Here is a 26,797-nt window from a genome sequence, read left to right on the forward strand (position 1 = left end):
CTTGTCTTGAACTCGCCTCGATCAGTTGTCGGTCGGCGGCACGATCTTCGCGTGGTCCACCAACAGGCGCACCGTCTTGCGCGTCTTCAGATCCGCCCGCAAGCTCACGAGCTCTGGGTCACGGAAACTCAGGAGCTGACGCACCCGGTCCGCATCTAGGCCGGTCTGCTCGGCCATGCGCGCAATCTCTTGTTGGACGTCTTCCTCGGTGACTTCCACCTTCTCGGCCTCAGCGATGGCTTCGAGCACAAGGCTCGTGCGAACGTTTTGCTCCGCCAGCCCGCGGTACTGATCACGCAGCTCCTCCATCGTCAATCCCGTGAACTCAAGATACGCGTCAAGCGGAATCTGCTGCATTTGCAACTGTTGCGCAAAATGGCCAATTTGGTGGTCGATCTCCCGCTCAATCATGACCGGCGGGATCTCCATCGTGGCCCGCTCAGTCGCCTTTCTCACAACTTCATTCTCAATATATCGCTCGTGCTCGAGTTTTGCCCGCTCTTCGAGTTTCTTGCGAAGATCGGCCATGTATTCATCGACCGTCTGGAATTCGCTGATCTCCTGCACGAACTCGTCGTTCAGCTCACGCAGCACGGGCCGCCGGATCTCATGCAGCTTGACGTGGAAGCGCGCCACCTTGCCGCGCAAAGACTTCACGTGGTAATCCTCCGGGAAGGTGACCTCGATGTCGCGCTCTTCACCGGGCTTCATGCCTATCAGCTGATCTTCAAACCCCGCGACGAGCGCCCCACTGCCAATCTCCAAGCGGAAGCCTTCCGCCTCTCCGCCTTCGAAAGGCTCGCCATCGACGGTCCCTTCGAAATCGATGGTGACCACGTCGCCCTTCTCAACCGCCCCATCCTCGACGGTCTCGATCTGAGCATGACTCCGGAGGACATTCTGAACCTCTTGTTCGACGTCCTGGTCGGTGACCTCGAAGACCTTTTCTTCCACTTCGATGCCCTTGTACTCGCCGAGTTGAACCTCGGGTTTCACGGTGACGGTCGCCTTAAAGATGAAAGGCTTCCCGTTCTCCACCTGCACGACGTCGACCGAAGGCTGATCAACCGGCTCAATACCCGTCTCCATGACGGCTTCTTGATAGGCCTGCGGCAAGAGGATGTTGACCGCGTCCTCGTACAACGACTCCACGCCAAACCGCTTCTCGAACAGCTTGCGCGGAACTTTCCCCTTCCGGAAACCTGGAAGGACAACGCGCTTCACGACGCGTTTAAAAGCCTCATCTAGCGCTTGGGCGAATCGCTCGCTGTCGACCTCCACTTCGAGCACACCCACATTTGCGCCAGTCTTTTCCCACTTCGCTGCCATTCAACCGATCCTCCTAACTGTGTCCCACAAACCATCCGACGAACCCGCGTGCGCGCGTTCGCGGTCACCACTCTCGCTTGAACCGCGTGCGAGGCCCATCTGTGAATTGAGCACCCCGGTGGGTGCTCATGGCTTGCCCGCGTGGCGTCTCAGGAGGGATTTGAACCCCCGACCCGCGGTTTAGAAGACCGCTGCTCTATCCCCTGAGCTACTGAGACACGAATGGAGCGGGTGAGGGGAGTCGAACCCCCGCCGCCAGCTTGGAAGGCTGGAGTTCTACCGTTGAACTACACCCGCATATCATACCACCTTCGATAGTTTAGTCGATCAGGCAGGGGATATCAAGATAGCGCCTTCCCGACGTGGTTCACGTCCATTCGTCTCAGGTCATTTCAGGAATGCGAGCTAATAACTCGCGCACGGCCCGCGCGCGGTGAGAGAACTGGTGCTTCTCCGCGGCGGACATCTCCGCGAATCGGCGCAATGCTCCCTGCGGAGAAAACAGCGGATCGTATCCAAACCCGTGTTCTCCCCTCGGCTCGTCGTAGACGAAGCCGTCCACCCGCGATTCAACCTCCAACATGACCCTATCCTTGCGAGCGAGGACAAGCGCGCAGGCAAACCATGCTTCAGCTTGCCGAAGCCCCCTGGAGCGAAGCGCATGGACGAGCTTGTCGTTGTTGGCGCCATCATCCGCACCTTCCCCCGCGTAGCGCGCCGAGTGTACACCCGGCTCGCCGCCAAGCGCGGGAACCACAAGTCCGGAATCGTCGGCGAGTACGGGATCCTCGACGTATGCCGCGTAAAACAGCGCCTTTTGACGCGCGTTCTCTAAGAAGGTTTCACCCGTTTCAGGCGCCTTCGGCAGCCCTGAAGGGAGAGGCACAAGTTCCACTCGACCCCCAAGGATCTCCGCGAACTCTCGAACCTTGTTCCGATTCTGCGTGGCCATTACGATGCGCATCTGCACCACCTCCTCACGGCGCGACCTGTTGCAAGGGCTCCGCAGGTAGGGGAAGCGACACATGGCGGACGGCGCGATCGCCAGGCGTTTCACCGAACCAAGTCGTCAGGGCCATGCGGAGGCTCGCCGTATCCCCAGTCGTCAAAAAGCAGGCGTCCGGTTCGCCATCATCCGGAGCCTGAAGGCCGCGCTCGGCGAGCCATCGCGCGACCCGCTCTGCAGTGGCGTCCGCTGACGAAATGACGCGGATGGACGGACCCAAAACCCGCCGAATGACCGGCATGAGCAGCGGATAATGGGTGCACCCGAGCACTAGGGTGTCGATGCCCTGACGGAGGAGCGGCTGAAGCGATTCGCGCACCACAGCCTCCACGGCCTCGCCTTCCACGTGCCCCTGTTCGACCAGTGGAACAAAAAGCGGACACGCTACCTCGACGACAGAGACATCCGGGCGAAGGGCTCGGAGCGCCTGGGCGTACGCATGGCTTGAGACGGTCACCGAAGTGCCGATGACGCCAATTCGCCCGGTTTCGCTCGCCTCTACCGCCTGGGACGCCCCGGGCTCGATCACGCCCACGACGCCGATGCCGAGCTCGTGCTTCAGGCGCGACAGCGCGACGGCTGTCGCCGTATTGCAGGCGACCACGAGCAGCTTGATGCCGAGGCGCTCCAGGTAACGCCCGATTTCGAGCGCAAAGCGTTCCACTTCGGCTGGGTCCCGATCGCCATAGGGACAACGGGCGCGATCGCCGAAGTACACCATGGATTCGTGGGGCAAGCGGCGCTTCATCGCGTGAAAGACCGTCAGCCCCCCGATGCCGGAATCAAACACGCCGATAGGGCGATGCGCGCAGTCCATGTTCCCCACTCCTCTAAGTTCAAACACCCGCGTACCTCGGCTCTACGAGCGACGGTCACGAATTACCCATATTCGTCAGAAGAAGATCGAGTGCTTGTAGGATGGCGCGGCGCTGCTCAATGGAGACATGTTTCAAAATCGAATCGAGGTAGGCCCGGCGCGCGGAGAGCACCGCTTCAATGACCTGCGCGCCCTTGTCCCGGAGTTGCACACGAACGACGCGCCGATCCACGAGATCCCGCTGGCGGGCCACATACCCAGCGCGCTCCAGCCTGTCCACCAAGTCAGTAGTAGTGCTGTACGCGAGGTACAGCTTGGCCGACAACTCGCCGATGGTCAACTCGCCCTCATTGTACAGCGTGATAAGCGCATCAAACTGGGGCGACGTGAGGTCGTAGTCTTTCAACAGAACCCTGCCGCGGCGCCGCACCGTGGCGGCGACTAGGCGCAATGCCTTTTCAATTTCCTCAACAAAGGGACTGTAGTCTGCCAAAGGATACCCACATCCTGTCCTGGCCCAGAGTCCAATAAATCGTACCATTGCCCACTTTTTTCGGTCAACGGGATCGGGCATCAAGAAAGGGCGCCGGTGGCGCCCCAGCCTGTTGCCCTTGAATTATTCTTCAAATGGCCACGCCGGAAGTCGGCGCGACAGCGGTTTGTCTCGTCGGTATCCGAGCGCGTACTCCGCCTGCAGGATGGTGTGGATCTCGCGCGTCCCCTCATAAATCACCGGCGCCTTGGCATTTCGCAGGTACCTCTCCACCGGATACTCGTTCGAATACCCGTAGGCGCCGTGAATCTGAACCGCGTCCGACGCTGCCTCCCATGCTGCGTCACACGCCACCCACTTCGCGAGCGAAGTTTCGCGCGTGTTCGGCAAGCCCTGGTTCTTCAGCCATCCGGCGCGGTAAACCAGCAAGCGAGAGATGTCCAGGTTTGCGGCCATCTTCGCAATCATCTGCTGCACCAACTGATGCCTGCCGATGGGCTGGCCAAACGTCTCGCGCTCGTGACAATACTTGACCGATGCCTCGAGGCAAGCCGCGATGCATCCGCAGGCCCCGGCCGCCACCGTGAAACGCCCGTTGTCGAGCGCGGACATGGCAATTTTGAAACCTTCGCCCTCTTCTCCAAGGCGATTCTCGACTGGAACGCGGACGTGATCGAAGAACAGTTCCCCCGTATTGCCCGCGCGAATGCCGAGCTTGCCCTTGATCGATCTCGTCGAGAACCCTTCCCAGCCGCGCTCCACGATGAACGCCGTGATCCCGTGGTGCTTCTTTGAGCGATCCGTGTACGCAAAGACCAGGAAATGATCCGCGACGTCGGCGAGCGAAATCCAGATCTTTGAACCGTTCAAAATGTAGAAATCCCCGTCCCGCACGGCCGTCGTCCTCATCGCAGCCACGTCCGACCCCGCGTTCGGCTCCGTGAGTCCAAACGCCCCGATTTTCTCGCCGCGCGCCTGAGGAACCAAGTACTTTTGCTTCTGCTCCTCGGTTCCCCACTGAAGCAGCGTGAGCGAATTGAGACCCGTGTGAACCGAGACGGCCGTTCGAAACGCGATGTCTCCGCGTTCGAGCTCTTCACAGACAATGGCGAGCGTATTGTAGTCCATCCCGGCGCCGCCGTACTTCTCGGGAATACACACGCCCATGAGCCCCAGCTCTGCCAGCCGCCGGAGCACACCTGGCTCAAAGTGCTGCTTCTCGTCCCACTCGCGGATGTAGGGCAAAATCTCCTCGTCCACGAACTTGCGGACCACATCCCGAACCGCCATCTGTTCTTGCGTCAGGCTGAAATCCATGACACACGCCTCCCCTGTTGAGCCCGCGGCTCTCACACTTGCCTACCTCGATGTCTCCAGATCCGACGGCGGACGACTCACCACGACACCCGCCGCCTTTAACGCTTCAATCTCGCCAGGAGGATATCCCAACTCCAACAGAATCTCCTCCGTGTGTTCGCCAAGCCCCGGCGGGCGCTGCCGCAGGTGAAGGTCCCACCCTTCTCCAAAAAAAGGCGATCTCGTCACGCAGAACGATCCCACCCCGGGGTACTGAGTCTCCCACAGCATGCCTCGAGCTGCGACCTGCTCTAGATGAAGCACGTCATCGATTCGGTTCACTGCAGAACAGGGCACGCCCGCCTCCATCAAAACCTTCTCCCATTCCTGCACAGTTCGTTCGGCTAGCCGCGCTTCGAGTTGAGCCGCTAGCTCACTCTGATGGCGCACGCGGAGCCCGTTCGTTTGAAAGCGTGGGTCGTCCGCGAGCTCAGGACTTCCGATGGCTTCGCAGAACCTCCGAAAGAGCCCGTCGTTCCCGACGGCGACAACCAGCCACCCGTCCGCCGCTTCCAACGCCTGATACGGCGCGAGGCTGAAGTGAGATGAGCCCAGCCGTTCGCCTACGTGACCTGTTAGGAAGTACGCCGTGGCGTAATACGTCATGAGCGCCACCTGGCCTTCAAACAGGCTCGTTTCCAGGTAGGTGCCGCGCCCCGTGTGTTGGCGCTCCAACAGCGCGGCGCAGATCGAGAGGGCCGCCCAGAGCCCGGCCGTCAAATCGGCGATGGACCAGCCGGTGCGCACAGGCCCGCGCCCCGCCTCGCCCGTGACCGACATCAACCCACTCGCGGCCTGAATGGCGAGATCGTACCCTGGCCGATCCTTCCACGGCCCCGTGCGACCGTACCCACTGATGGCCGCGTAGATAAGGCGGGGATTCTCCGCTCGGAGCGAGCGATGGCCCAACCCCCACCGCTCCATCGTTCCTGTGCGGAAATTTTCCACGAGCACGTCCGCTTCCTGCGCGAGCCTGCGCACAATCTCGCGCCCTGCTTCGGTCTTTAAATCGACCGCGATGCTCCGTTTGTTCCGGTTGAACGCGAGAAAATAGCTGCTCACGCCGTCCTTGGTGGGCTCATACTTGCGGGTCTCGTCGCCCTGCGGGCTCTCGACTTTGATCACGTCGGCGCCGAGATCGCCGAGAATCTGGGTACAAAAGGGCCCCGCGAGCACTCGACTGAGGTCGAGCACGCGGACGCCTGCAAGCGGTTGCATGCGAGTCACCTTCTTCTCGGACGAAAGTCCTGCATCAGGTCAGCGCTGCACGGCCTTGGTGTTCGTTCTGACGGCCGTGTCCCTGAAGTCCGACGATGAACGGCCCTTGCGATTCCGCCGCACGCACCTCCACGACCACCGCGCCTTCGGGCACGCGCTCGCCTTCTTCAGCAGAACACAGCCGCCCAAGCGCCGCCTCATACCGCTCCTCGGTAATCTGCCATGCTTCGCGCGCAGACCAAAGCGCATCGCGGATGGCCGCAAACAGGGCATCCTCCCAGGCGGGCACGTGGCACCGGACGTACACCGGTCTTCCTTCCACCAATGCATACGCCAGCTGTTGAGCTGCGCGAACGTCCACGCCGGAGCTCGACCGGTCTGCCTGTGTCCAGATCCGCAATCCGCTCACCTCAGTTTCATACTGTAAACTCCGATTCACTACAGAAATGATGCCTGCTCTCATGGTAGATCACAAAACAGGTGGCGGCAAGACAGGGATCAAAAAAGCTGGCCCGAGGGCCAGCACACGATAGCTGCGAAAGATGGCGCTGAACGTCATGCCTCAGAGCGAGCGATCAAATCCGCCACACTAGGCGAGGGCTGTGGCACGTGAACCTGCACGCTCTTCAGCAACGCCTCCGCCATCAGGATGAGACCAATGGCGGCAGAAATCAGCCCAGAGTACCCTCCAAACGCACTGTTTACGCCGGCGAGGTTGGCGAGCGTGCCGCCGAGGAATGCGAAGAAGACGAACAAGAAGAGCAGCCCAAACATCAGTTGCACCCGGAATGCGGCGATTACGAACGGCACGGTGACAATGGTCCAGATGAGCAGAAACACCCCGAGCGCCTCGTTCGCCTGCGTACCAAATTGAAGCACGCCTTTCAATTCGAGATAGAAGAACAGGAACAGGGACGTGAAGAACGCTCCGTAAAATCCGTTCACGCTCAGGCCGAAGGTGTCCCCGCGGACGTAGGAAAAGATGCATGCCAAGAAGTACACGAGACCGCCACACACGAGGATGGCGGGCATGAAGAACAGTGTCACCTGCGGAGGCACCAGATGCGCGTTCGGCAGATTCAGCAACGTCTGCGCGACGACAAATGCCGCAAGTCCCACCACAATCGGATCGCCAAGCCGCTTGTCGTGCATCATCGATCTCCCTTCACATCGCGTTTTTTGAATCCGCTTACATTCGTGGTTCCAAAAACTCGTCAGCCTTCCGGCCCTCACTGTCCCCACAACCAACTGTTTCATATCAGAAACACCGTTTCATCTTGATGCCGCTCGCCCCCTTGCGACGAACTTCGCTTCAATCTCCATACTAAGGTCGAATGAAAGCGCTGTCAATCATGAAAGTTCCGATTTCTATACTCAGATTGCGACGCGGATTCAGGCGCCGTGGGGACTCCTGTGGTCTTTTCTGTGCGCTGCGAGCATAGGGATGGAATAGGCGCCAGAGCGCCAGGGCCTTCGCGGCCTGCGGAAGAGGCTCAACACCCCTACTCGCGGTAGGGGTGTTGCCTGTCAAATCGTGATCTCGCCCAGGCGCACCAGTTCCACCACGGCCTGCGAGCGCCCTTTGACATTCAGCTTCTTCATGACGTTGGATATATGGTTCCGGACGGTCTTCTCGCTGACGAAGAGTTGCGAAGCGATTTCCTTCGTCGTCTTATCCTGAACGAGCAGCTCAAACACTTCTCGTTCTCGGTTGGTCAACAGCGACTTGCCGCGCCCGTCCTTGACAGGTGCCATCCCCACGATCCCTCCTTGCCCGGTCATACAAGAGCGGGATACAGTCAGGGTATCGTATGTCGCCCGCTGCGCGACCGTTCCGTCCCGCGCCCGAGATGGGCGAGACCGCGGGGATGATCTCGACATCCGTCAAGGTATACAGCGCCGGCTGACTGCGTCTTGCAGTTGTTGAAGAGCCTGTCGCAGAAGTGAACGCGGACAAGCGATGTTCATTCGCTGGAACCCAGATCCCTGCGAACCAAAGATGTGCCCCTCGTTGAGACCGAGGCGGGCCTCCTCACGCAAAAACCGATCCAGTTCTTCGTCAGACATCCCTAGCGCTCGGAAGTCCAACCACACCATGTACGTGCCTTCTGGACGGATCATGCGAATATCCGGAAGTTCCTGCTCGAACGTGCGCTCCATCTCACCGAGGCTCGCCTTCAGATATTCCAGGAGCTCATCGAGCCATGCCGCGCCGTGCTGATAGGCCGCAATCATCGCCTCGATGCCGAAGACGTTGAGTTCGGCCATGGAAGCTCGGCGCGACGCTTTTTCGTACGCGGTTCGCAGCGACTCGTTTTCCGTCCAGATATACGCGGTGTTGAGCCCCGCCAAGTTGAACGTCTTGCTCGGCGCGTGACACGTGATGCTGTTTCGCGAGCACTCCGGTCCGAGCGAAGCGAACGGGGTGTGCCGATGAGGGGCAAAGACGATGTCCGCGTGGATCTCGTCGCTCACCACCAGCACGCCGTGCCGCTGGCAGATATCCGCGACGCGCTCGAGCTCGTGTTTCGTCCACACGCGGCCGACCGGATTGTGCGGCGAGCATAGGAACATGACCTTGGCGTCTTTTGCCTTTTGCTCCAGGTCGTCGAAATCCATCTCGTACCGCCCGTTCGACTCCACGAGCGGATTTTCGACCACGCGCCGCCCCCATCCCTCAATCACGCGCCGGAACGGGTGATAGACCGGAGGCTGAATCAGAATGCCATCGCCAGGTTCGGTGAAAGCCTGGACGATCACCGAAAGCGCTGGGACCACACCAGGCGCAGGCACAATCCAGTCCGGCGAAATCTCGAGCCCATGCCGCGCCTTGATCCACTGGACGATGCTCTCCGTATACCGGTCCGTCTGGATGGCGTAGCCGAACACCCCGTGCTTGGCCCGCTCGACGAGCGCGTCGATCACGGCCGGCGGCGAGGGAAAGTCCATGTCCGCGACCCAGAGCGGAATGAGATCGTCCCTCCCGAAACGGCGCCTCAGGCCGTCCCACTTCATGCACCCTGTGTTCCTTCGTTCCACATACCTGTCGAAACTGGACATGCACCCGACCTCCCGATGCCGCTCCTCTGTGGGCGCGACAGCATCGCACCGACGTACATCAATGTATCACAACGGACGGCGTCACATCCTGGTCCTCGGTCATGGCAACCTATTTACCCAAATATCCGATATGGATACCATGAAAAAGCGCGCTGTGGTACGCTTGATCCGGAGATGGAGATCCATCGCGTGCTGGAGGATTGCACATGACCGCCATGAGCCACTCGCGAAGCCGCCTGCTGACGCCAACCGGCGGCTATCTCCGCGGATACGATTACACATTGAATCCGTTCATCGGCTGTGCATACGGTTGCAAGTACTGCTACGTGCAGGCGTTGCCTGTGGCGCGCTTCCGCGGCGAACCTTGGGGTTCGTACGCCGAAGCCAAGCCAATCAACCCGGAAGATCTGCTGCGAGAACTGCGCAGGGCGCGGCAGCGCGGAGGAACGCGCATCTTCATGTCGTCCAGCACGGATCCGTATCAGCCCGCGGAATGGCGCGTGGGTGCGACGCGTACCGTTCTGCGGACGCTCACGTCAGCGCCCGAACTCGTGGATTTTCTGTTCGTGCAGACGCGCTCTCCGCTCGTCGCCCGGGACGCCGATCTCCTCGCATCCCTGCGCCATCGCGTCCTCGTCTCCGTGACCCTTGAGACGGATCGGGAAGAGGTCCGGCGCCGTTTCACGCCCTTCGCGCCGACCGTGCGAGCGCGCATCCGAGCCATCGAAGCCCTTCGCGCGCATGCAATCCCTGTGCAGGTCGCCGTGGCCCCCATTTTGCCGTCATCGCCCGATTTCCCGCGGCTCGTCGCCGAGCTCGCGGATTTCGCCGCCATCGACGACTGGTTTATCGGAGACGGTGCGAATGGGCGGCGAAGTCGCGCGCTGGGTGTCGAACAGTGGTACCTGCCCGCGGAGCGGGACGCGTGGTATCGCCCGGAACAGGCGCGGGACTTTGCCGAACTGCTCGCAGAAAGGATGCCCCGAGACCGCATCTTTCTGCACCAACAGGGATTTTTGCCGCTCGACGTACGGCGGCCCTTTGACGAAAGGATCGATCCAGAGCATGCGTGAAAGCATTCCTCTGTATAAGCAACTGAAATCGGAGTTACTCGAAAAGATCCTGAGCGGAGAATGGCCCCCTGGCGAACAGATCCCGTCAGAAGCGGAGTTGGCATCCATGTATGACGTCAGCCGCACGACTGTCCGCCAAGCGGTGGGCGATCTCGTCACCGCGGGATTCATCGTGCGCCGGCAGGGCAAAGGGACCTATGTTGCGGAGGTCGATCACCCGGCCACGTCTACGACGCTATACGGGTTTGCTGAGGAACTCCGGGCGGCCGGACTTCCCGTGGAGGTGCGCGTCGACGTGATCGAGATGCGCGTCTGTCCCGACGATATTGCCCGCTGGCTGCGGATGACGCGGTCCCGGCAGGTGCTCTACATCGAGCGCACCGCGTACGTGGAGGATATGGCCTATTTTCATGAGCGCTCCTACCTCGTGCCGCCATACCAGGTGTCGTCGAGGATGACGCCGGACCCGAAGATGTACGACTCCATCTACGGTTTTTTCGAACAAAACGGCGTCCGGATCAATTCGGGCAGCCAGACCATCTCAGCCGACCTCGCGGATGAGGACGATTGCGCGCGATTCGGGCTGACCCCGCCCGCCGCCATGCTGTGTATCGAACGGATCACGAGGGACGAGTCCGGCGCACCCGTCGAATATTCGCTGGTGCGCTACCCGTCGGATCGGTACCAACTTCGGGTTCACCTGCTTCGAAATCCGCGTTGACGAGCGGCGAGCGCGCGGCCTCTGGCCAAATCGCTCGCCGCCCTGTAGAATGGAACTGCACAGTTCAACTTGTTATGACATCATGACAAGTCAAACCGGGAAGTAGCGCGCCGGGCAAAGGGGCATGCTGTGGTCTGAAGACCTCCGCTACCGGAAGCGCGGCCAAAGGGGGACAGGAAGATGCAGCAGGCGACGCTGGCGAGGAAGGAACACCGATTGCCGCTCGAGGGCGTGATTCGCCGCCCGGAAGGCATGTGGTTCATCGTCGGTACCGTGTGCTTCGGCGCCTTCATGGCGGCGCTCGACGCGAGCATCATCAGCATTGCGCTGCCCAAGCTCGAACAGGCGTTCCACACCACGATGAACCGCATCGAGTGGGTGAGTCTTATCTACCTTCTTGCACTCGCTGGGTGCATCGTGGCTTTTGGACGACTCTCGGATTTCATAGGCCGGCGCCCGATGTACACCATGGGATTCGGCGTGTTCATCATCGGGTCTGCGCTGTGCGGGGCCTCGTGGAATCTGTCCAGCCTACTCGTGTTTCGGGTCGTGCAAGGCATCGGCGCGAGCCTGCTGCAGGCCAACAGCGTGTCCATCATTACCGCCGCCGCCGACGCCGAGCGGCGGGGCCAGGCCATCGGCTTTCAGGCGCTTGCCCAAGGGCTCGGATTGAGCCTGGGGCCCCTCGTCGGAGGCGTTTTGACGCACGTCGCGTCCTGGAGGCTCATCTTTTACATCAACCTGCCTGTAGGAATCTTGGGTACCCTTGCGGCCCTCCTGTTTCTCCCTCGCGATCGCCGCGAGTCGCCCCGTCCACGATTCGATCTCGTCGGCGCCCTAGTACTCGCGTTTCTGCTCATCGTCACCATGTACGTGCTGAAGGAGGGCTTCCGCCCGGAGAGCCGTCCCACCATCACCGCGATGTTGCTCGCCGTCGCAGTACTTGCTGCGGCGTCGTTTGTGGCTATCGAGCGCAGGGCTCCCGCTCCGCTCGTGCCCATCCACTATCTCCGCGAACCCGTCGTCTGGCTGGGCAACTTGACGTCTATCCTGTCGTTCAGCGTGATGTACGCCGTCACCCTCGTGGTGCCCTACTGGTTCGTGCACGTCGAAGGCCTGTCGAGCGCCAAAGCAGGTCTCCTGCTCACGGCCCTTCCCGTGGGCATGGCGCTGTGCACGCCCTTCGCCGGCCGACTCGCCGACCGGTGGTCAAAGGTCAAGGTTTCCGCGGCTGGTCTGGTGCTCGCCGCCTTGGGATCCGCGTCGCTGTTCGTGTTCGCCCGTGTCACGCCTGCTTTCCTCGCCGGCCTGTTTCTCGTGGGATGCGGCGTCGGGACGTTCACGCCCGCCAACAACGCCCGAGTGATGAACGCGACGCCCGCCGCTCACCTCGGCGTCGCCGGCGGCATCCTCAACATGAGCCGCACGCTCGGCATGGGCCTCGGCGTGACGGCGGGCGGCGTCAGCGTCGAACTCTTCACCGCTGCTTTTGGCGCCCACGGCATGGCACTCGCGTATCGGTGCAGCTTCCTCGTTGCGGCGGCGCTTGCCGTCATCGCCCTCGGTCTGACCCTGCTCCATCAAAAGCCATCGCGAGAAGCGGCTTGACTCCGGGATCCACGCGATCCCGCTTGACCGCCTCCGCCTCGCACGAACGCGAACAGAACCCACGCATCTCGCGCTCACACGCCTCACAGCATAGAAAACGGCGATGGCAGTCCAAGTATCCACAGTTGATGTATCGATCGCAAGGCGCGCCGCAGATGGAGCAGTGGGAGATGACTGTGTCCTCTTCCGTCTGGTTGATGCGCACGGCGACGCGATCGTCAAACACGTAGCACTTGCCCAGGAATTTTCTCCCTCGCACCTCCGGATCCTTGCCGTACGTGATAATTCCGCCATTCAACTGATAGACCTCGTCGATGCCTTGTTCCATGAGATACCCGGACAGCTTCTCACAGCGGATACCGCCAGTGCAGTAGGTCAACACCTTTTTCCCACGCCATTCGTCCTTGTGGCGCTGAATCCAAGCTGGGAATTCCCGAAACGAGGACACGTCCGGCCGCACAGCCCCTTCGAAATGGCCGATCTCGTATTCGTAGTCGTTGCGGCCGTCGATCACGACGACGTCGTCTCGGCCGAGCATCTCGTACCACTCGCGCGGAGACAGCCTCCGCCCCGTCTTTTCCCAGGGCTTCGGGGCACCTTCCACACCAAAGTGGACAATCTCCCGTTTCCGCTTGACAGAGAGCCGAGGAAACACATGTCCCTCGGCCGGATCGACCTTAAACACCATGTCCGCGAAACGCGGATCCTGACGCATGCGGTCGCGGTACGCCTGGCACGCCGACGCTTCTCCGGAGAGCGTCCCGTTCAACCCCTCCTCGGCCACAAGAATGCGGCCGAGAAGCCCCAATTCCTCGCACATCGCTCGCTGCGAGCGAGCGAGGTCGTCTGGATCCTCGACTGGCGTGAACTTGTAAAACAACATGACCTCGTAGGCCATCGGCACTGGTCCCCTCCTCTTTCCGCGTGCTTCCACAAAAACGAGCCGAGGTCGCAGTTACCTGCAGACCTCGGCCGGCCTGGCTCCGACGATCACGGCGTAGTCGCGCCACTCGACTGGGTAACCTCATTCGGGCTCATGATCAACCAGCGGCCGTTGACGCGCTTGACATACAACACGCCGCCCTGCTCATTCGAGAACTCGACCTCCGCCACGTCGCCTCGCTGACCCAAAAGCGCATAGTTGACTTCGGACGGATCGAGCGACAGGTACAGATTGTACAGCGACGCATGCCAGCCTGGCGTCTGCTGGAACGTCGGCGTGAGCAGATGGTACGCCTCGTTGAACTGCCGCAGTTCCACAAAGTCGATGAACCGGCGCACCGTGTTGACCGGCGTATTGCTCGTCTCCTCCTGGATCACCGGCCGAAGGAGGAAGTAGCTCCCGAACCCGAGAACCAAAAGTGACACGATGAGCGCGATGAAACTCCTCGTCTGCGCCCGCTGCCTGCGCTGTGCCGAGACGGCCTGCATCGTTCATCCCCGCCTTTCCCTGAATCCACGGCGCCCCAAAGCTCTTACTTGCGCAGCCATGCGCCAATCGCGCGGTAGGTGACCTCTCGGTTCATCACAGCGATGGACGTCGTGAGCGGAATGCCCTTCGGACATACCTCCACGCAGTTCTGCGCATTGCCGCACTCGAAGATGCCGCCCTCGCCCATCAGCGCCTGCAGGCGCTCCTCTTTGTTCATCTTCCCCGTCGGGTGCATATTGAACAAGCGCGCCTGAGAGATGGCAAAAGGACCAATAAACGACGTCTTGTCGTTCACATTGGGACATGCTTCGACACAGGCGCCACACGTGAAGCAGCGAGACAACTCGTACGCGATTTGCTGTTCCTCGCTCGACATGCGCGGACCTGGGCCGAGATCGTATGTGCCATCGATAGGAATCCAAGCCTTGATCCGCTTGAGTGCTTCGAACATGCGGCTGCGGTCGACGACGAGATCGCGAATGACTGGGAACGTGCGCATTGGCCGTATCCGAATGGGCTGCTGCAACTTATCGACGAGCGCCGAACACGCCTGGCGAGGCTTGTTATTGATGACCATGGTGCACGCCCCGCAGACCTCTTCCAGGCAGTTCATCTCCCAAGTGACCGGCGCGACCGGCTCGCCCTTCTTGTTCACGGGATTGCGCTGGATCTCCATCAAACAGGCGATGACATTCATGCCTGGGCGATACGGAACTTCAAACTCCTCCCAGTACGGCTCCGAATCCGGCCTGTCCTGACGCTCGATGATGAGATGCACCTTGCGACCCGAATCCGTCTGCGCCTGCTGCACGGCCTCCGCTGTTGTGCTCATTCCTTGGTCGCCTCCTTGCTCACCGCGTAGTTGCGCTTACGCGGCTTGATCAGCGAGACGTCGACGTCCTCGTACGAGATCTTCGGCCCGTCCGGCGTGTACTCGGCGATGGTCGTCTTCAGGAAATTCTCGTCGTCGCGCTCCGGGAACTCTGGCTTGTAGTGTGCGCCGCGGCTCTCGTTCCTCATCAGCGCTCCGATGGTAATGGCACGCGCCATGATGAGCATATTCTTCAGGTGGCGCGTGAACTGGGCGACCTGGTTCTCCCAGCGCGATGTGTCGGACATCTTGATCCGCTTCCAGCGCTCCTGAAGCTCCTGGATCTTGGCGTCCGTCTCCTTGAGCTTGTCGTTGTACCGCACGACGGTGACGTGATCCGTCATCCACTTGCCAAGCTCGCGGTGCAACTGGTACGGGTTCTCGTCGCCGTCGAGCTTGAGAATTTCCTCGAATTCCTGCTCGTATTTGCGGCGGTACTGCTCAAACAGCGACTCGGGCAGGCTATCCGCAGACTTACGCAGATTCTTTGCCCAGCGCACGGCGTTCGGGCCGGCGATCATCCCGCCGTAGATACAGGACACGAGCGAGTTGGCGCCAAGACGATTTGCACCATGGTATTGATAATCCGCCTCGCCTGCGGCAAACAGGCCCGGGATGTTGGTCATCTGGTCGTAGTCGACCCACAGCCCGCCCATGGAATAGTGCACAGCCGGGAAGATCTTCATCGGGACCTTGCGCGGGTCGTCGCCGACGAATTTCTCGTAGATATCGAGAATGTTGCCCAGCTTCCGATCCAGCACGTCCGCCGGGATGTGGGTCAGGTCGAGATAGACCATGTTTTGCCCGTCGACGCCAAGCCCCATCTCCACGCAGACCTTGTGAATGGCGCGCGTCGCGATGTCGCGAGGCACCAGGTTCCCGTATTCGGGATACCATTCCTCCAGGAAATACCACGGCTTGCCATCCTTGTACGTCCAGACGCGGCCGCCCTCTCCGCGGGCGGACTCGGACATGAGCCGCAGCTTGTCGTCCCCCGGAATAGCCGTTGGATGAACCTGGATCATCTCCGGATTCGCGTACTTGACGCCCTGCTGATACAGCTCGGACGCCGCGGAGCCCGTGTTGATCATCGAGTTGGTGCTTTTGCCGAAAATGAGTCCGTTGCCCCCGGTGCACATGACCACCGCATCGGCGCGGAAGTAGTGGATCTCCATGGACCGAAGATCCTGCGCGACAATGCCGCGACAGATCTGCTCGTCGTCGATCACGGCGCCGAGGAAGTCCCAGCCCTCGTATTTCTCGACCAGGCCTGCCACTTCATACCGGCGAACCTGTTCGTCCAACGCGTAGAGCAGTTGTTGCCCTGTCGAAGCGCCCGCGAATGCGGTGCGGTGATGCTTGGTGCCGCCAAACCGGCGGAAATCCAGAAGTCCCTCCGGCGTGCGATTGAACATGACACCCATGCGGTCCATCAAATAGATGATGGCCGGCGCCGCCTCGCACATGCCCAAAACCGGAGGCTGGTTGGCCAGAAAGTCGCCACCGTAGATGGTGTCGTCAAAGTGCTCCCACGGCGAGTCACCCTCGCCCTTTGTGTTCACGGCGCCGTTGATGCCGCCTTGAGCACACACGGAATGGGAACGTTTTACAGGGACTAAGGAGAACAGTTTCACCGGCACGCCAGCTTCCGCCACCTTGATGGTGGTCATGAGACCGGCCAGGCCGCCTCCCACGACAATGATGCTCGTGTTTGCCACGTCAATTCCCTCCCATGCTCGCGTAAGCACCTTGCGAGAGGTCCATGTGCACCTCAGACGTTCATCCGGAACGCAATCAGCGACGCCACACCAACCGCCGCCAACACGACAAAGATGATCATGGTCACCCACGCGGTGATGCGCTGCGCCCGGCGCCCGACCGTGATGCCCCAGTGAATGGCGAACGACCACAGTCCGTTCGAGAAGTGGAACGTCGCCGCGATCACGCCCACGATCATGAACGCGAAGTACGCATTGTTGGTGACGAGCTCGTGCACCATGTCAAACGACGGCGCATTGCCGGAAAACCGCGTCGTCCACAGGTGGAAAATAATGAAAACAAAAGTGATGATGCCCGTCACCCGCTGCAACACGAACATCACGTTGCGGCTGAACGAGTACCGGTTCGCGTTGTAGCCAGACACGAACGCCACGTATAGCCCAAACACACCGTGATACGTGATGGGCAGGAAAATGAACACGAACTCAATGACGTGCAGGAGCGGAAGCGATTGAATCGCTTGCACGGCTTCGTTGAAAGCTGCCGCACCGCCCAGAGCCGTCGCGTTCGTGAACAAGTGTTCCAGCAGGAACAGTCCCACCGGAATCACGCCCGAAAGCGTGTGGAGCCGCCGCCAGAAAAACTCCCGGTTGTGCTGGGCTGCTTGGGCCACTGCCACTTGGGTTCCTCCCTTCAATCCCCCAAAAAGAGAAGCGATATGTACGCGCGGCGGGATCGCCGTGCAAGTGCAAAACACCGCAGGCCAGCGCGACACGCCGCCACCGTTTGGCACCTTCTAAATTGTAATGATTGGCCATCGTAGAATCAAGAAAACGGTGCCTCGGACGAAATTCCCATCTCGACCTTCTCCCGAGCGACAAGCTCTTCCCGGACCCTGGCCACGATCTCCCGCGCGAGTTTGTCGCCAATCCCGAGACCGCGAAAGTCCTCCGGCTGCGCCGACGCGATGGCCTTCAGGCTGCCAAACCGGCGGAGAATGGCCTTCTTCCGCTCCGGTCCCACGCCACGAATCTCGTCCAGGACGGATTGAAATCCGCTCTTGCTGCGCCTCGACCGGTGGAACTCCACCGCGAACCGATGCACCTCATCCTGGATGCGCTCGAGCAGGTAGAACGCAGGACTGTGTCGTTCGATGCGCACAGGCTCTTCCTCGTCCATGAAGAAGAGCTGGCTCGTGCGATGGCGCTCGTCCTTCGCCAGGCCGCAGACGGGAATATCGAGCCCAAGCTCGCCCTCGAGGACGGACAACGCCGCGCGCAATTGACCCTTCCCGCCGTCAATCACGACGAGATCGGGCAGCGGCTTATGCTCCCGGACGAGCCGGCTGTACCGCCGTCTCACCACTTCCCGAATCGCTTCGTAGTCGTCTGGCCCTTGGGTGGATCGGATCTTGTACTTGCGGTACTCCGACTTGGCGGGCTTGCCGTCGATGAACACGACCATCGCCGACACCGCGTCGACGCCCTGGAAATTGGAATTGTCGAACGCCTCAATCCGCCGGGGAGGCTGGATCGCGAGCACCTGGCCCAATTCCATCACCGCGCCCAGCGTGCGGTCCAGGTTGCGGTCCATCAGCTGGATTTTCTCCGCCAGCGCCTGGCGCGCATTGTCACAGGCGAGATCGACCAGATCCCGCTTGGGCCCGCGCTTCGGCTGCAACACCTTCGCATCGACGACCATCGCAAGGGCTTCGCTCGGCACGCCCTCGGGCAAGAGGATTTCCTTCGGAAGATCCACCCGCTCGTGGTAGAACTGCTCCACGAACGACATGAAGTCGGTCAGTGGATCGTCGAAGTGCGGCGCGATCTGCACCTGCCGCTCGACGAGCTTCCCGTTCCTTACAAAAAACACCTGGACACTGAGCAGCCCGCGGTCTTCGGCGAAGCCGAACACGTCTCGGTCGATCCCGTCCGTCCACGTCACCTTCTGCTCCTGCATGACCTGCTCGATGTGGCGAATCAGATCGCGAAGTTCCGCGGCCCGCTCAAATTCGAGCGACTCCGCCGCCGCTTGCATCTTCTGCTCGAGTTCGCGCACGACATCCTGGTGCCCGCCGTTCAAAAAATGGCTGATTTCCTTCGCCATCGCTTCGTACGTGGCTTCATCCACGTCATACACGCACGGCGCGAGGCACTGGTGGATGTGATAGTACAGGCAGACTTGCTTCTTGAGCGTCTTGCACTTGCGCAGCGGATACAGCCGATCCAACAAGCGCTTCGTGGCCTGCGCCGACGTGGCGTTGGGGTAAGGCCCGAAGTACTTCGCGCCGTCCCGCTTCACCTGGCGCACAATCTGCAGCCTCGGATGCCTTTCCCTGGTTAGCTTGATGTACGGGTACGACTTGTCGTCCCGCAGCATGATGTTGTAAGGCGGCTGGTGCTGCTTAATCAGGTTGCATTCGAGCAAAAGCGCCTCCGCGACGGTGTCCGTCACGATGTACTCAAAGTCGCGGATCTGCGAGACCAACACCTGTGTTTTCGTGTCATGCGACCCCGTGAAGTACGAACGCACGCGATTCCGCAGCACCTTGGCCTTGCCCACGTAAAGAATTTGACCGCTCTCGCCCTTCATGAGGTAGACGCCGGGCCGCTGCGGCAACAGATCCAGCTTGTCTCGGATGACCTGGTTCACCGCCTCACCTCCTCAATCGGCTCGCGCCACCACAAGATAAGTGCGTCCTCCCGCGCGCTCGACGTAGTCCACGTAGCCACCGTCCGCGCCCCAGGCAGACACGGGCACCTCCAGGCGAAACGACGGCTGGCGGCTCCCTGGTGCGTGCAGGGCGCACATCGCGAGCGTCTGTCCTTCCGGCGAGGACACCGGGGCGACCGCGTACAACACGCCGCTTTCACCTTGGACGACGGCGCCATCCGTCGCAGCAGGCACGCCAGCGTAGACCGTCGATTGCCCCGTTGGCGCCACGCACACCCACATGCCCGCCGCCACTGGAGCCGCCGAGGTTCCCTGATACACAAAGCCCGCGGGCGTGACGTGTGGATTGCGGACCACCCCACTCACGTCGATACGGGCGGATGGGCCAAGCGACGCCGAGCCCCCGCGTGCGACAATGGGCGCGAGATGGACGGGAGATACCGCCGTAACCCCTTCTTGCCCTGATACGGATTGCCACGCAATGCCGCCTGGCCCCGTCGCGATCACGACCTCGCCGCCGTCGCCCACGTTCAGCGTGGTCAGCCGCGACGGCGATCCGCCTGCAAACGGGACAGCGTACACGTCCACCCTCGACGCCGCGCCATGAATGCGATTCTCCGTCCAATTCACCGTAACCACAGCCCAGGCGCCCGCCGACGAGAGCGACCAGGAGCGAAACAGCCAGGCACCTCCAGTCCCCGGTGAAGGGGGCGAAAGGGTGACCTTGCACGTCCAACGCGGGTTAGCCAACAGGCTAAGCCCATGGAGCGCATAAGCGCTCAAGTGAATTTCATCTCCTTGGGTGCCGAGCGACAGACTGCCCGTCACCAGCTCCCCATCGCCGAAGGTTAGATGGCCGAGATCGACCGGCTGACGCGTGATGTCCAACACGGCCTGCACTTGCACAGGGAGGTCGGCGCCCGCGACGGGCTCTGGCGACGCTCGGTGGACGCTTGAAGGCTGCCCCACTCCCGACGACCGCTCTCCCCACCAGCCGTACCCTACGAGGGCGAATCCGAGCAGGACGAGCATGCCGGCGGACGCGCGCGCCACCCGAGAGCCCGAGCGACGCGCGTCGGCCTCTTCGTACGCGATTTGGGCGCGCAACCGCTGCAGCGCTCGGTTCCGGAGCGCCAGTGGGAGATCGCGAAGAACCGCCTCTGGCAACCCCGTTTCCTCGAGTTCCTCCCCTCCGTCTCTCACCTCGAGCGTGTCGGCGGTCGCCTCGCTCGGCTCGTCCTCCGCTGGGGACGAAATCCCGAGGGATGTCAGCGTCTTCTCCACCCGTTCGCGAAGGCGCGCCAGGTCTGCTCGGCGGCCGATTCGCATCCACACGGCGAGCATGAGGTCCACGAAGGCGTCTTCGGCCTCAGGCGTCTCCCCCATCCGCTCCACGACGGCACGCCACACAGCGGGACCGAACCGGTCCACCAGAACATGAGCCATTCGCCGGCGCTCCGCACCCGACCTACGTGCTCTCATGGATCACGCTTCCCCGTTCTCTCCAGGATGGATAGTCTCATCATAGCCCACGAAAGCCGGAAAGGACAGCGACCCCCGCCGCGCGTGGTGTTGAGCAGAAACAAAACGAAAGACCCCCTGCCGTAGCAGGAGGCCTTTCTGGAATGGGTCATGAAGGACTCGAACCTTCAACCACCCGATTAAGAGTCGGATGCTCTACCAATTGAGCTAATGACCCGTGGTGACCCTAAGGGGATTCGAACCCCTATTACCGCCGTGAGAGGGCGGCGTCCTGAGCCATTAGACGATAGGGCCAACTGGCTGCCGAACTAGGACTCGAACCTAGACTAACTGATCCAGAGTCAGTCGTGCTACCATTACACCATTCGGCATCGTAGCCTTACCTGACGCCCTACCGCTCTTCCGGGCGGCTCAGCCGGTTGCGTAATTCAATATACATGCTTCCTCGTGCCGTGTCAATAGCTGCTCGTCAATTTTTTTGTCGATCCGTACCGCCTGCGCGAACGGCGGCCGGCGGGCGATCCCGCCGGCTTTCGCCTCACCCCGTGACCACCTCGCCAGCCTCGATGCGATCGGCCGTTTCCCGCAAACGGCGCACGGCTTCGTCGCGTCCGATGAGGGCGATGACATCAAACAGGCCGGGTCCCACCGTCAAACCCGTGATGGCCAAACGCACGGGGTGAATGAGTTCGCCCGATTTCACGCCCATGTCTTCAATCCACTGCCGGAACTCGCGCTCGACGACGGGCGCCAGAAACGGTGCCACCTCTGTCAGGCGATCCGCCACGGTCCTTAGCCTACTCGCGGTCTCCGGATGCGCGAAGTGCTTGCGAACCCCCTTTTCGTCGTACGCGCGGACCGGTTCAAAGTACGGTTGCAGCCCGTCGACCAACTCCTGAAGGTTGCGGCTGCGCGTCTGCACGAAGGCAATCACGGTGCGGATCCACATCAGGACTTCCCGACGACACTCGTCTGCCGCCACATAGCCGCGCTCCACCAACTGCGACCACGCCTCATCCATGACAGCCTCAGGGGACTGCTGCCGAAAATAGTGGGCGTTGAGCCACTCCAGCTTCTTGACGTCATAAATAGCAGCGTGCTTGGCCACCTTCTCCAGGTCAAAGAGCTGAATGGCCGTTTCCCGGTCCACAATTTCCCGATCATCCCCCGGGGAGAAGCCCAGAAGCAACAGATAGTTCACGAGCGCCTCAGGAAGGATGCCCATGTCCCGATACTCACTCACACTCGTGGCCCCATGGCGCTTGGACAGTTTGCTGCGATCCGGCGCGAGGATCATGGGCACATGCGCAAACGCCGGCGGCTCTGCGCCGAGCGCCTCGAACAGCACGATGTGACGGGGCGTGTTGGACAAGTGCTCCTCCGCCCGGATGACGTGTGAAATTTTCATCTCCACGTCGTCGACGCAAGACGCGAAGTGGTACGTCGGCGTATCGTCCGCCTTCCAGATGATGAAGTCGTCGATCTCACTGTTCGCGAACGCCACGTCCCCGCGGATCAAGTCGTGAACAACGGTCTCGCCCTCCACGCGGCTGCGGATCCGGTACACGTGAGGCTCACCTGCCGCGATCCGGCGAGATCGCTCTTCAGGAGACAACTGGCGGCAGCGGCCTACGTAGCGAGGTGGCTTCCCCTCTCGTTGTGCGGCCTCGCGGTCCCGAGCGAGTTCTTCGGGCGTACAGAAGCACGGGTACGCCTTGTCCTCAGCCAGGAGCCGGTCCAAGTGGCGGCGGTAAATATGCATGCGCTCCGATTGGCGATAGGGGCCGTAGGGCCCTCCCACGTCTGGACCTTCGTCCCATAGGATGCCGAGCCAGCGCAATCCCTCTAAGATCTGCTGATACGAAGCTTCCGTCGAACGGGCGCGATCCGTATCGTCGATTCGAAGGACGAACTTTCCTCCGTGCTTTCGCGCAAACAACCAGTTGAAGTACGCCGTGCGCGCGCCCCCGATGTGAAGAGCCCCCGTAGGGCTCGGCGCAAAGCGAACACGAACTTCTTGAGCCATGCCCCAACCTCCTGTCAAATTGCCCGCGGATATCCGCCGCGCCTGTGCGCACACTAGGCGCGAGGTGAACCGTGATGAAGGATGCGAACCGCCATTCCAAGACGCCCGCCATTTCGAGCTCCAACTCCGGCGCGTACGATCCCGGCCCCGTTGATCAAGGGGAGACCGATTACCCGACGGCCGACGTCGCTGCCGCACAAGCCGCCACCTACGATCTCGCCGTCGAGGAGTTCCCGGAGGGCCCCTATGGCGCCGCGACCGACGAGCGGTGCCTCGGGAAGACGTCCCCGTGGCTGCCCGGCCAGATGGTGAGCGGCCGCTTTCGCGACACCAATATGATCACGTCGGATCGGCATACTGCGCCGTACGAGCAGGACGGCGATGACACGTATGAGGATCGATCCTAAACGCGCGCACGGCCGGATGGCAACTTCCAACGTTGCCCCGGCCGCGCGATGGCGCCATGTTGGCCTCAATGCGTTTGGCCGACCACCTCGAGCAGCGCGGCGATGCACATTTCGTTTTCTTCCGGCGTGCCAAAGGTGATACGCACATACGATTCCAATCCGCGGAACCCGGTTCTCACCAGGATGGCCCGCCGCATCAGCGCCTCAAACACCGCCGCGCCATCGCCGACTTCCACCAGGCAAAAGTTTGCCTCGCTCGGCACCACGCGGATCCCATGTTCGGCAAGCCGCCTGTATTGAAACCTCGCTTGAGAAGCAAGCGCCTGCGATCGCCGGACGTGATCGACATCCTCAAGCGCGGCGATAGCGCCGATTTGGGCCACGCGATTCACGTTGAAAGGCTCTCGCACGCGGTGAATGAACTGAATCACATTCGCGTTCGCCACCAGATACCCTACGCGCAATCCAGCCAACCCATACAGCTTTGAAAACGTGAACAGAAACCCCACGTTCCCGCGTTCGAGCTCCTCCGGGCGAAGCTGCAGGCGTTCTTCATCCAAGGCGTAATTGTCGTACGCCATGTCGACCACGACAAACACGTCGTCGGGGATGCGCGCCATGAGAGCCTCAAACTCACCGCGCTTCAGCACGGTCCCGGTTGGATTGTTGGGTGTGCACAAATACACGATCTTCGTCCGCGGCGTGACGGCCTCCGCCATGGCATCGACGTCATATGTAAAGTCCGGCTTCAGCGGCACGGGCCGCACACGGGCGTCCATCACCTGTGCGCCGAATCCGTACTGAGAGAACGACGGATGCGGCACGACGATCTCGTCGCCTGGCTCGAGAAACGTCTCAGAGATGAGCTTGATGATGTCATCGGATCCGTTGCCCACCAGCACTTGATCCGGAGAAATTCCGTGATGACGAGCGACGGCCTCGCGCACCAGATCACTCGCGCCATCCGGATACAAGTGAAGCCGCGGCAGCTCCTTGCGAATGGCCTCGATGGCGAGCGGCGAAGGGCCAAGTGCGTTTTCGTTTGAATTGAGCTTGATGATTCGCCGGTTCCCCAGTTCTCGGCGCAGTTTCTCGTCGCTCAGACCGGGTTTGTAAGGCTCAATGGCGGCCAGGTTTCCCCGCACCCTGCTCGTGACGTCGGACATCCCGCGCACCTCCCACGTGTCATGCTCTTCATTGTACAGGATATCGGCCTAGGCCGTCACTGCTCACGCGCCAACGGGCGGCGGAGGGGGCTTGGGCCCCTCCGAACGGTCAGGGCCTTCCGCATCCACACGCGCTTGCGCCGCAGGCATCTTTCCCTTTCCGTCGGTTTCCACCCCTCGCGTCTCGCCGAGTCCTGCGGACAACGCGAACCGCCAAGCAGATTCCACGCTCAGATCGACCGGCTTGACGCGATCCCGCGGGACAAGGACCGTCACGCCTGCAAATTGAAACGCATTCGGCAGGTACACAGCCACCATTCGCCCCTGCGGATCGAGTGCCTCGGGAAGCGTTTCGGACGTGATGAAGCCAAGCACCTGGGCGCGTTCGTCCGGCCACATCACGAGCACAGGAGTTTGGAACGCTGTTCGCCGCCGGAACAAGTTCTCGATGAGCTCCTTGACCGTGGTGTACACGGTGCGCACGACCGGGATGTGCGTAAAGAGGCGATCCGCCCATTGCAACACGATCCGGCTGACGTATGCGCGCGACAACAGGCCGATGACGAACAGCGCCGCGAGAACAATCAAAAAACCGAGACCCGGGATGTGAAGATAGACCCAGGGGATGTACCAGCTGACGAGTCCATCGACCTGGTTGACGACGAACACCACCACCCAGATGGCCAGCGCAAACGGCAAGATGGTGGCAAGGCCGATACCTAGGTACTGGGCCAGTTTCCGAAGGATCTCCTTTACCCAATTCATCTCCTGTCACCCCGGCAGGCTATAGAACCCAGCCGCCAGTACCACGTAGGCGCCAAAAGCCATAGCGCCTTCCAGCCAATTGGACTCTCCATCCATGACGAGCACAACAACGAGCAAAACGGCGGCCATCATGCTGACCACTTCCGGCCACGTGAACGCGAACGTGAACGGGACGCCCATCAGCGCGCCGATGAAAAACAGGACCGGCGCGATGAACATGGCCACCTGAAGCGTGCTTCCCACGGCGATTTCGAGCGACAAATCCATGCGGTTTTTCCAAGCCATCCAGACCGCCGAGGCGTGCTCCGCGGCATTTCCGATGATGGCGACAACCACGACGCCGATGAACACTTCGCTCCACCCGAGGTGTGTTGCGATGGAACGCACCGAGCCGACGAGCCAGTCGCTCTCCAGACTCACGAGGACGGTGGAAGCCGCCAACAGCGCCACATGGACGAGAAGCGGCTTGGTCGACGCGGAAGCGTCGTCCTCTTCATGTTGAATCGCTTGGAACAGTTCGCGATGGGTGAACAAGCTGAAGTAGAGTCCCAGTAGATACACCACGAGGGAGACGGCCGCCGCCCCGTACGACAGGACCGGGGATAGGTGAGCAGCGCCATAGGCGAAGGCGGTGGGTACCACAAACGCAACGCCAATCCCCAGCATCAACATGGAACCGTGACTGCGCGCTACGCGGACATTAAACTTTTGAATCGGATGGCGCAAGCCCCCTACGAAGAACGAGAGGCCCAAGACGAACAGCAGATTGCTGATGATGGAGCCCGTGATGGACGACTTGACCAAAGGAATGAGCCCGTCCTTCAGGGAAAACACGCCGATGATAAGTTCCACCGCATTGCCAAATGTCGCCGATAAAAGACCTCCCAGTCGCTCGCCGGACCTCGCCGCGATGGCCTCCGTGGCCCGCCCCATGATGGCCGCGAGCGGGATCACGGCCGCTGAGGAAACAAAGAACTGCATCACAGGGCTGTGCACCCACAGATGAACGCCGACGCTCCATGCGGTCAGAACCACCGCAGCGATCGAGATCAAGACATTCAATCGCGTCTCTCCTCCTCGTGATACCGTCTGCACCATTCCTCAAAAATTTATCAAAACCATACCAAATGCCCGCGCTCCATTGCATGCGTCTCCCGGGGTTCTACATGACAAGTGTGCTACAATGAGGCGAGAAAGGAGACCGCGCGATGTATGCATTTCCCAAGGTCAAACGGCTGCGAGGGGAACTCAAGCGGAGCGAAGTGCGCAACCAGGTGAAGTATCAGTTGACAACGCGCGAGTTCGTCCAACAGCGAGGTCGAACGACGTATCGAATCGCGCTCGAACACATCCTCGGCATGGTAGAGTGCTCGGACGCCGAGTACGTGCGCCACGCAAAGCCGCTGTTTGGGAGCGCCCCTGATGCGTTCGGAAAACCCTACAAAATTGTGACCGTTTTGATGCACCTCGTCACGGAAATGGGTGTGATTGAGCAACATGGCGTGTCATTCTACACGCGCCTTTCCCCAGCGTTTGCGGCACACATGGAGAGCCTCCTCGCCGAACACGGCTGAG

General features: G+C 61.1%; 26 protein-coding genes and 5 tRNA genes. 5 read left to right on the forward strand and 26 right to left on the reverse strand.

The genetic code is table 11. The features are described from left to right. Nucleotides 1–21: 21 nt before the first annotated feature. The 12 genes from tig to TC41_RS08965 form a co-directional block, all read right to left on the reverse strand. Nucleotides 22–1,329: a trigger factor gene (gene tig / locus TC41_RS08910; protein ID WP_014464708.1), complete on the reverse strand. Its 1,308-nt coding sequence runs from the start codon at nucleotides 1,327–1,329 to the stop codon at nucleotides 22–24. Between the two features lie 142 nt (nucleotides 1,330–1,471). Next, a tRNA-Arg gene (locus TC41_RS08915) sits at nucleotides 1,472–1,547 on the reverse strand. 5 nt (nucleotides 1,548–1,552) lie between these two features. Beyond that, nucleotides 1,553–1,626: transfer RNA gene (locus tag TC41_RS08920), tRNA-Gly, on the reverse strand. 85 nt (nucleotides 1,627–1,711) lie between these two features. Further along, nucleotides 1,712–2,293 (reverse strand): RdgB/HAM1 family non-canonical purine NTP pyrophosphatase, encoded by a 582-nt coding sequence (gene rdgB / locus TC41_RS08925; protein WP_041695265.1) that lies wholly within the window; start codon nucleotides 2,291–2,293, stop codon nucleotides 1,712–1,714. Between the two features lie 13 nt (nucleotides 2,294–2,306). Beyond that, nucleotides 2,307–3,152 carry a glutamate racemase gene (gene murI / locus TC41_RS08930; protein ID WP_014464710.1) on the reverse strand — a complete coding sequence of 282 codons (846 nt, stop codon included), beginning with the start codon at nucleotides 3,150–3,152 and terminating at the stop codon, nucleotides 2,307–2,309. A gap of 55 nt (nucleotides 3,153–3,207) precedes the next feature. Beyond that, nucleotides 3,208–3,645, reverse strand: a complete 438-nt coding sequence (locus TC41_RS08935) for a MarR family winged helix-turn-helix transcriptional regulator (RefSeq protein WP_014464711.1) — start codon at nucleotides 3,643–3,645, stop codon at nucleotides 3,208–3,210. Between the two features lie 123 nt (nucleotides 3,646–3,768). After that, entirely contained in the window at nucleotides 3,769–4,962 is a 1,194-nt protein-coding gene (locus tag TC41_RS08940) for an acyl-CoA dehydrogenase family protein (protein ID WP_014464712.1), read from the reverse strand. A 42-nt stretch (nucleotides 4,963–5,004) separates the two neighbouring features. Next, the gene (locus TC41_RS08945; protein ID WP_014464713.1) at nucleotides 5,005–6,219 is read right to left on the reverse strand and encodes a CaiB/BaiF CoA transferase family protein; all 1,215 of its coding nucleotides are present in this window, start codon (nucleotides 6,217–6,219) and stop codon (nucleotides 5,005–5,007) included. A gap of 34 nt (nucleotides 6,220–6,253) precedes the next feature. Beyond that, nucleotides 6,254–6,619 carry a hypothetical protein gene (locus TC41_RS08950; protein WP_237699887.1) on the reverse strand — a complete coding sequence of 122 codons (366 nt, stop codon included), beginning with the start codon at nucleotides 6,617–6,619 and terminating at the stop codon, nucleotides 6,254–6,256. A gap of 155 nt (nucleotides 6,620–6,774) precedes the next feature. Next, entirely contained in the window at nucleotides 6,775–7,374 is a 600-nt protein-coding gene (locus TC41_RS08955; RefSeq protein WP_237699888.1) for an acetate uptake transporter, read from the reverse strand. 372 nt (nucleotides 7,375–7,746) lie between these two features. After that, nucleotides 7,747–7,974: a helix-turn-helix domain-containing protein gene (locus TC41_RS08960; RefSeq protein WP_008341227.1), complete on the reverse strand. Its 228-nt coding sequence runs from the start codon at nucleotides 7,972–7,974 to the stop codon at nucleotides 7,747–7,749. 129 nt (nucleotides 7,975–8,103) lie between these two features. Next, nucleotides 8,104–9,279, reverse strand: a complete 1,176-nt coding sequence (locus tag TC41_RS08965; RefSeq protein ID WP_041695266.1) for a MalY/PatB family protein — start codon at nucleotides 9,277–9,279, stop codon at nucleotides 8,104–8,106. 206 nt (nucleotides 9,280–9,485) lie between these two features. Between TC41_RS08965 and TC41_RS08970 the strand changes: the two genes are divergently transcribed. From TC41_RS08970 to TC41_RS08980, 3 genes are all read left to right on the forward strand, one after another. Beyond that, entirely contained in the window at nucleotides 9,486–10,352 is an 867-nt protein-coding gene (locus TC41_RS08970) for an SPL family radical SAM protein (RefSeq protein ID WP_014464718.1), read from the forward strand. Further along, the gene (locus tag TC41_RS08975) at nucleotides 10,345–11,073 is read left to right on the forward strand and encodes a GntR family transcriptional regulator (protein ID WP_014464719.1); all 729 of its coding nucleotides are present in this window, start codon (nucleotides 10,345–10,347) and stop codon (nucleotides 11,071–11,073) included. Before TC41_RS08970 ends, TC41_RS08975 begins: the two co-directional genes overlap by 8 nt. Before the next feature lie 180 nt (nucleotides 11,074–11,253). Further along, a complete protein-coding gene (locus TC41_RS08980; protein WP_014464720.1) occupies nucleotides 11,254–12,681 on the forward strand; it encodes an MFS transporter in 1,428 nt (475 codons plus the stop codon). On the opposite strand, the gene trhO is transcribed toward TC41_RS08980, so the two are convergent. The 11 genes from trhO to gltX form a co-directional block, all read right to left on the reverse strand. Continuing rightward, nucleotides 12,626–13,579: an oxygen-dependent tRNA uridine(34) hydroxylase TrhO gene (gene trhO, locus TC41_RS08985; protein ID WP_041695267.1), complete on the reverse strand. Its 954-nt coding sequence runs from the start codon at nucleotides 13,577–13,579 to the stop codon at nucleotides 12,626–12,628. The two genes, TC41_RS08980 and trhO, sit on opposite strands and share 56 nt — an antisense overlap. 92 nt (nucleotides 13,580–13,671) lie before the next feature. Next, entirely contained in the window at nucleotides 13,672–14,112 is a 441-nt protein-coding gene (locus TC41_RS08990; RefSeq protein WP_014464722.1) for a hypothetical protein, read from the reverse strand. A 44-nt stretch (nucleotides 14,113–14,156) separates the two neighbouring features. Further along, nucleotides 14,157–14,945 (reverse strand): succinate dehydrogenase iron-sulfur subunit, encoded by a 789-nt coding sequence (gene sdhB / locus TC41_RS08995; protein WP_014464723.1) that lies wholly within the window; start codon nucleotides 14,943–14,945, stop codon nucleotides 14,157–14,159. Continuing rightward, complete coding sequence (gene sdhA / locus TC41_RS09000) at nucleotides 14,942–16,654, reverse strand: succinate dehydrogenase flavoprotein subunit (protein WP_049763344.1); 1,713 nt, start codon at nucleotides 16,652–16,654, stop codon at nucleotides 14,942–14,944. Before sdhA ends, sdhB begins: the two co-directional genes overlap by 4 nt. Before the next feature lie 101 nt (nucleotides 16,655–16,755). Further along, nucleotides 16,756–17,382 carry a succinate dehydrogenase cytochrome b558 subunit gene (locus TC41_RS09005; RefSeq protein WP_008341236.1) on the reverse strand — a complete coding sequence of 209 codons (627 nt, stop codon included), beginning with the start codon at nucleotides 17,380–17,382 and terminating at the stop codon, nucleotides 16,756–16,758. 146 nt (nucleotides 17,383–17,528) lie between these two features. Next, nucleotides 17,529–19,355: an excinuclease ABC subunit UvrC gene (gene uvrC / locus TC41_RS09010; protein WP_014464726.1), complete on the reverse strand. Its 1,827-nt coding sequence runs from the start codon at nucleotides 19,353–19,355 to the stop codon at nucleotides 17,529–17,531. A 12-nt stretch (nucleotides 19,356–19,367) separates the two neighbouring features. After that, complete coding sequence (locus tag TC41_RS09015) at nucleotides 19,368–20,822, reverse strand: RNA polymerase sigma factor (RefSeq protein ID WP_041695268.1); 1,455 nt, start codon at nucleotides 20,820–20,822, stop codon at nucleotides 19,368–19,370. 180 nt (nucleotides 20,823–21,002) lie between these two features. Continuing rightward, nucleotides 21,003–21,075 (reverse strand) — tRNA-Lys (locus TC41_RS09020). Nucleotide 21,076: 1 nt separating this feature from the next. Then, nucleotides 21,077–21,152, reverse strand: a tRNA-Glu gene (locus TC41_RS09025). 3 nt (nucleotides 21,153–21,155) lie between these two features. Next, nucleotides 21,156–21,229: transfer RNA gene (locus TC41_RS09030), tRNA-Gln, on the reverse strand. 167 nt (nucleotides 21,230–21,396) lie between these two features. Next, nucleotides 21,397–22,884: a glutamate--tRNA ligase gene (gene gltX, locus TC41_RS09035; RefSeq protein WP_041695269.1), complete on the reverse strand. Its 1,488-nt coding sequence runs from the start codon at nucleotides 22,882–22,884 to the stop codon at nucleotides 21,397–21,399. A 74-nt stretch (nucleotides 22,885–22,958) separates the two neighbouring features. On the opposite strand from gltX, the gene TC41_RS09040 reads away from it, so the two are divergent. After that, a complete protein-coding gene (locus TC41_RS09040; protein WP_014464729.1) occupies nucleotides 22,959–23,291 on the forward strand; it encodes a hypothetical protein in 333 nt (110 codons plus the stop codon). 65 nt (nucleotides 23,292–23,356) lie between these two features. Here TC41_RS09040 and hisC read toward each other — a convergent pair whose 3' ends face one another. The 3 genes from hisC to cax form a co-directional block, all read right to left on the reverse strand. Next, complete coding sequence (gene hisC / locus TC41_RS09045; protein ID WP_049784352.1) at nucleotides 23,357–24,457, reverse strand: histidinol-phosphate transaminase; 1,101 nt, start codon at nucleotides 24,455–24,457, stop codon at nucleotides 23,357–23,359. A gap of 63 nt (nucleotides 24,458–24,520) precedes the next feature. Beyond that, nucleotides 24,521–25,222, reverse strand: a complete 702-nt coding sequence (locus TC41_RS09050; RefSeq protein WP_014464731.1) for a DUF502 domain-containing protein — start codon at nucleotides 25,220–25,222, stop codon at nucleotides 24,521–24,523. Nucleotides 25,223–25,228: 6 nt separating this feature from the next. Beyond that, nucleotides 25,229–26,257: a calcium/proton exchanger gene (gene cax / locus TC41_RS09055; protein WP_237699889.1), complete on the reverse strand. Its 1,029-nt coding sequence runs from the start codon at nucleotides 26,255–26,257 to the stop codon at nucleotides 25,229–25,231. A 173-nt stretch (nucleotides 26,258–26,430) separates the two neighbouring features. Between cax and TC41_RS09060 the strand changes: the two genes are divergently transcribed. Further along, on the forward strand, nucleotides 26,431–26,796 hold the full coding sequence (locus TC41_RS09060; protein WP_014464733.1) for a hypothetical protein: 366 nt from the start codon (nucleotides 26,431–26,433) through the stop codon (nucleotides 26,794–26,796). Nucleotide 26,797: the final 1 nt, after the last annotated feature.

It is taken from the genome of Alicyclobacillus acidocaldarius subsp. acidocaldarius Tc-4-1 (assembly GCF_000219875.1).
GTDB lineage: Bacteria > Bacillota > Bacilli > Alicyclobacillales > Alicyclobacillaceae > Alicyclobacillus > Alicyclobacillus acidocaldarius_A.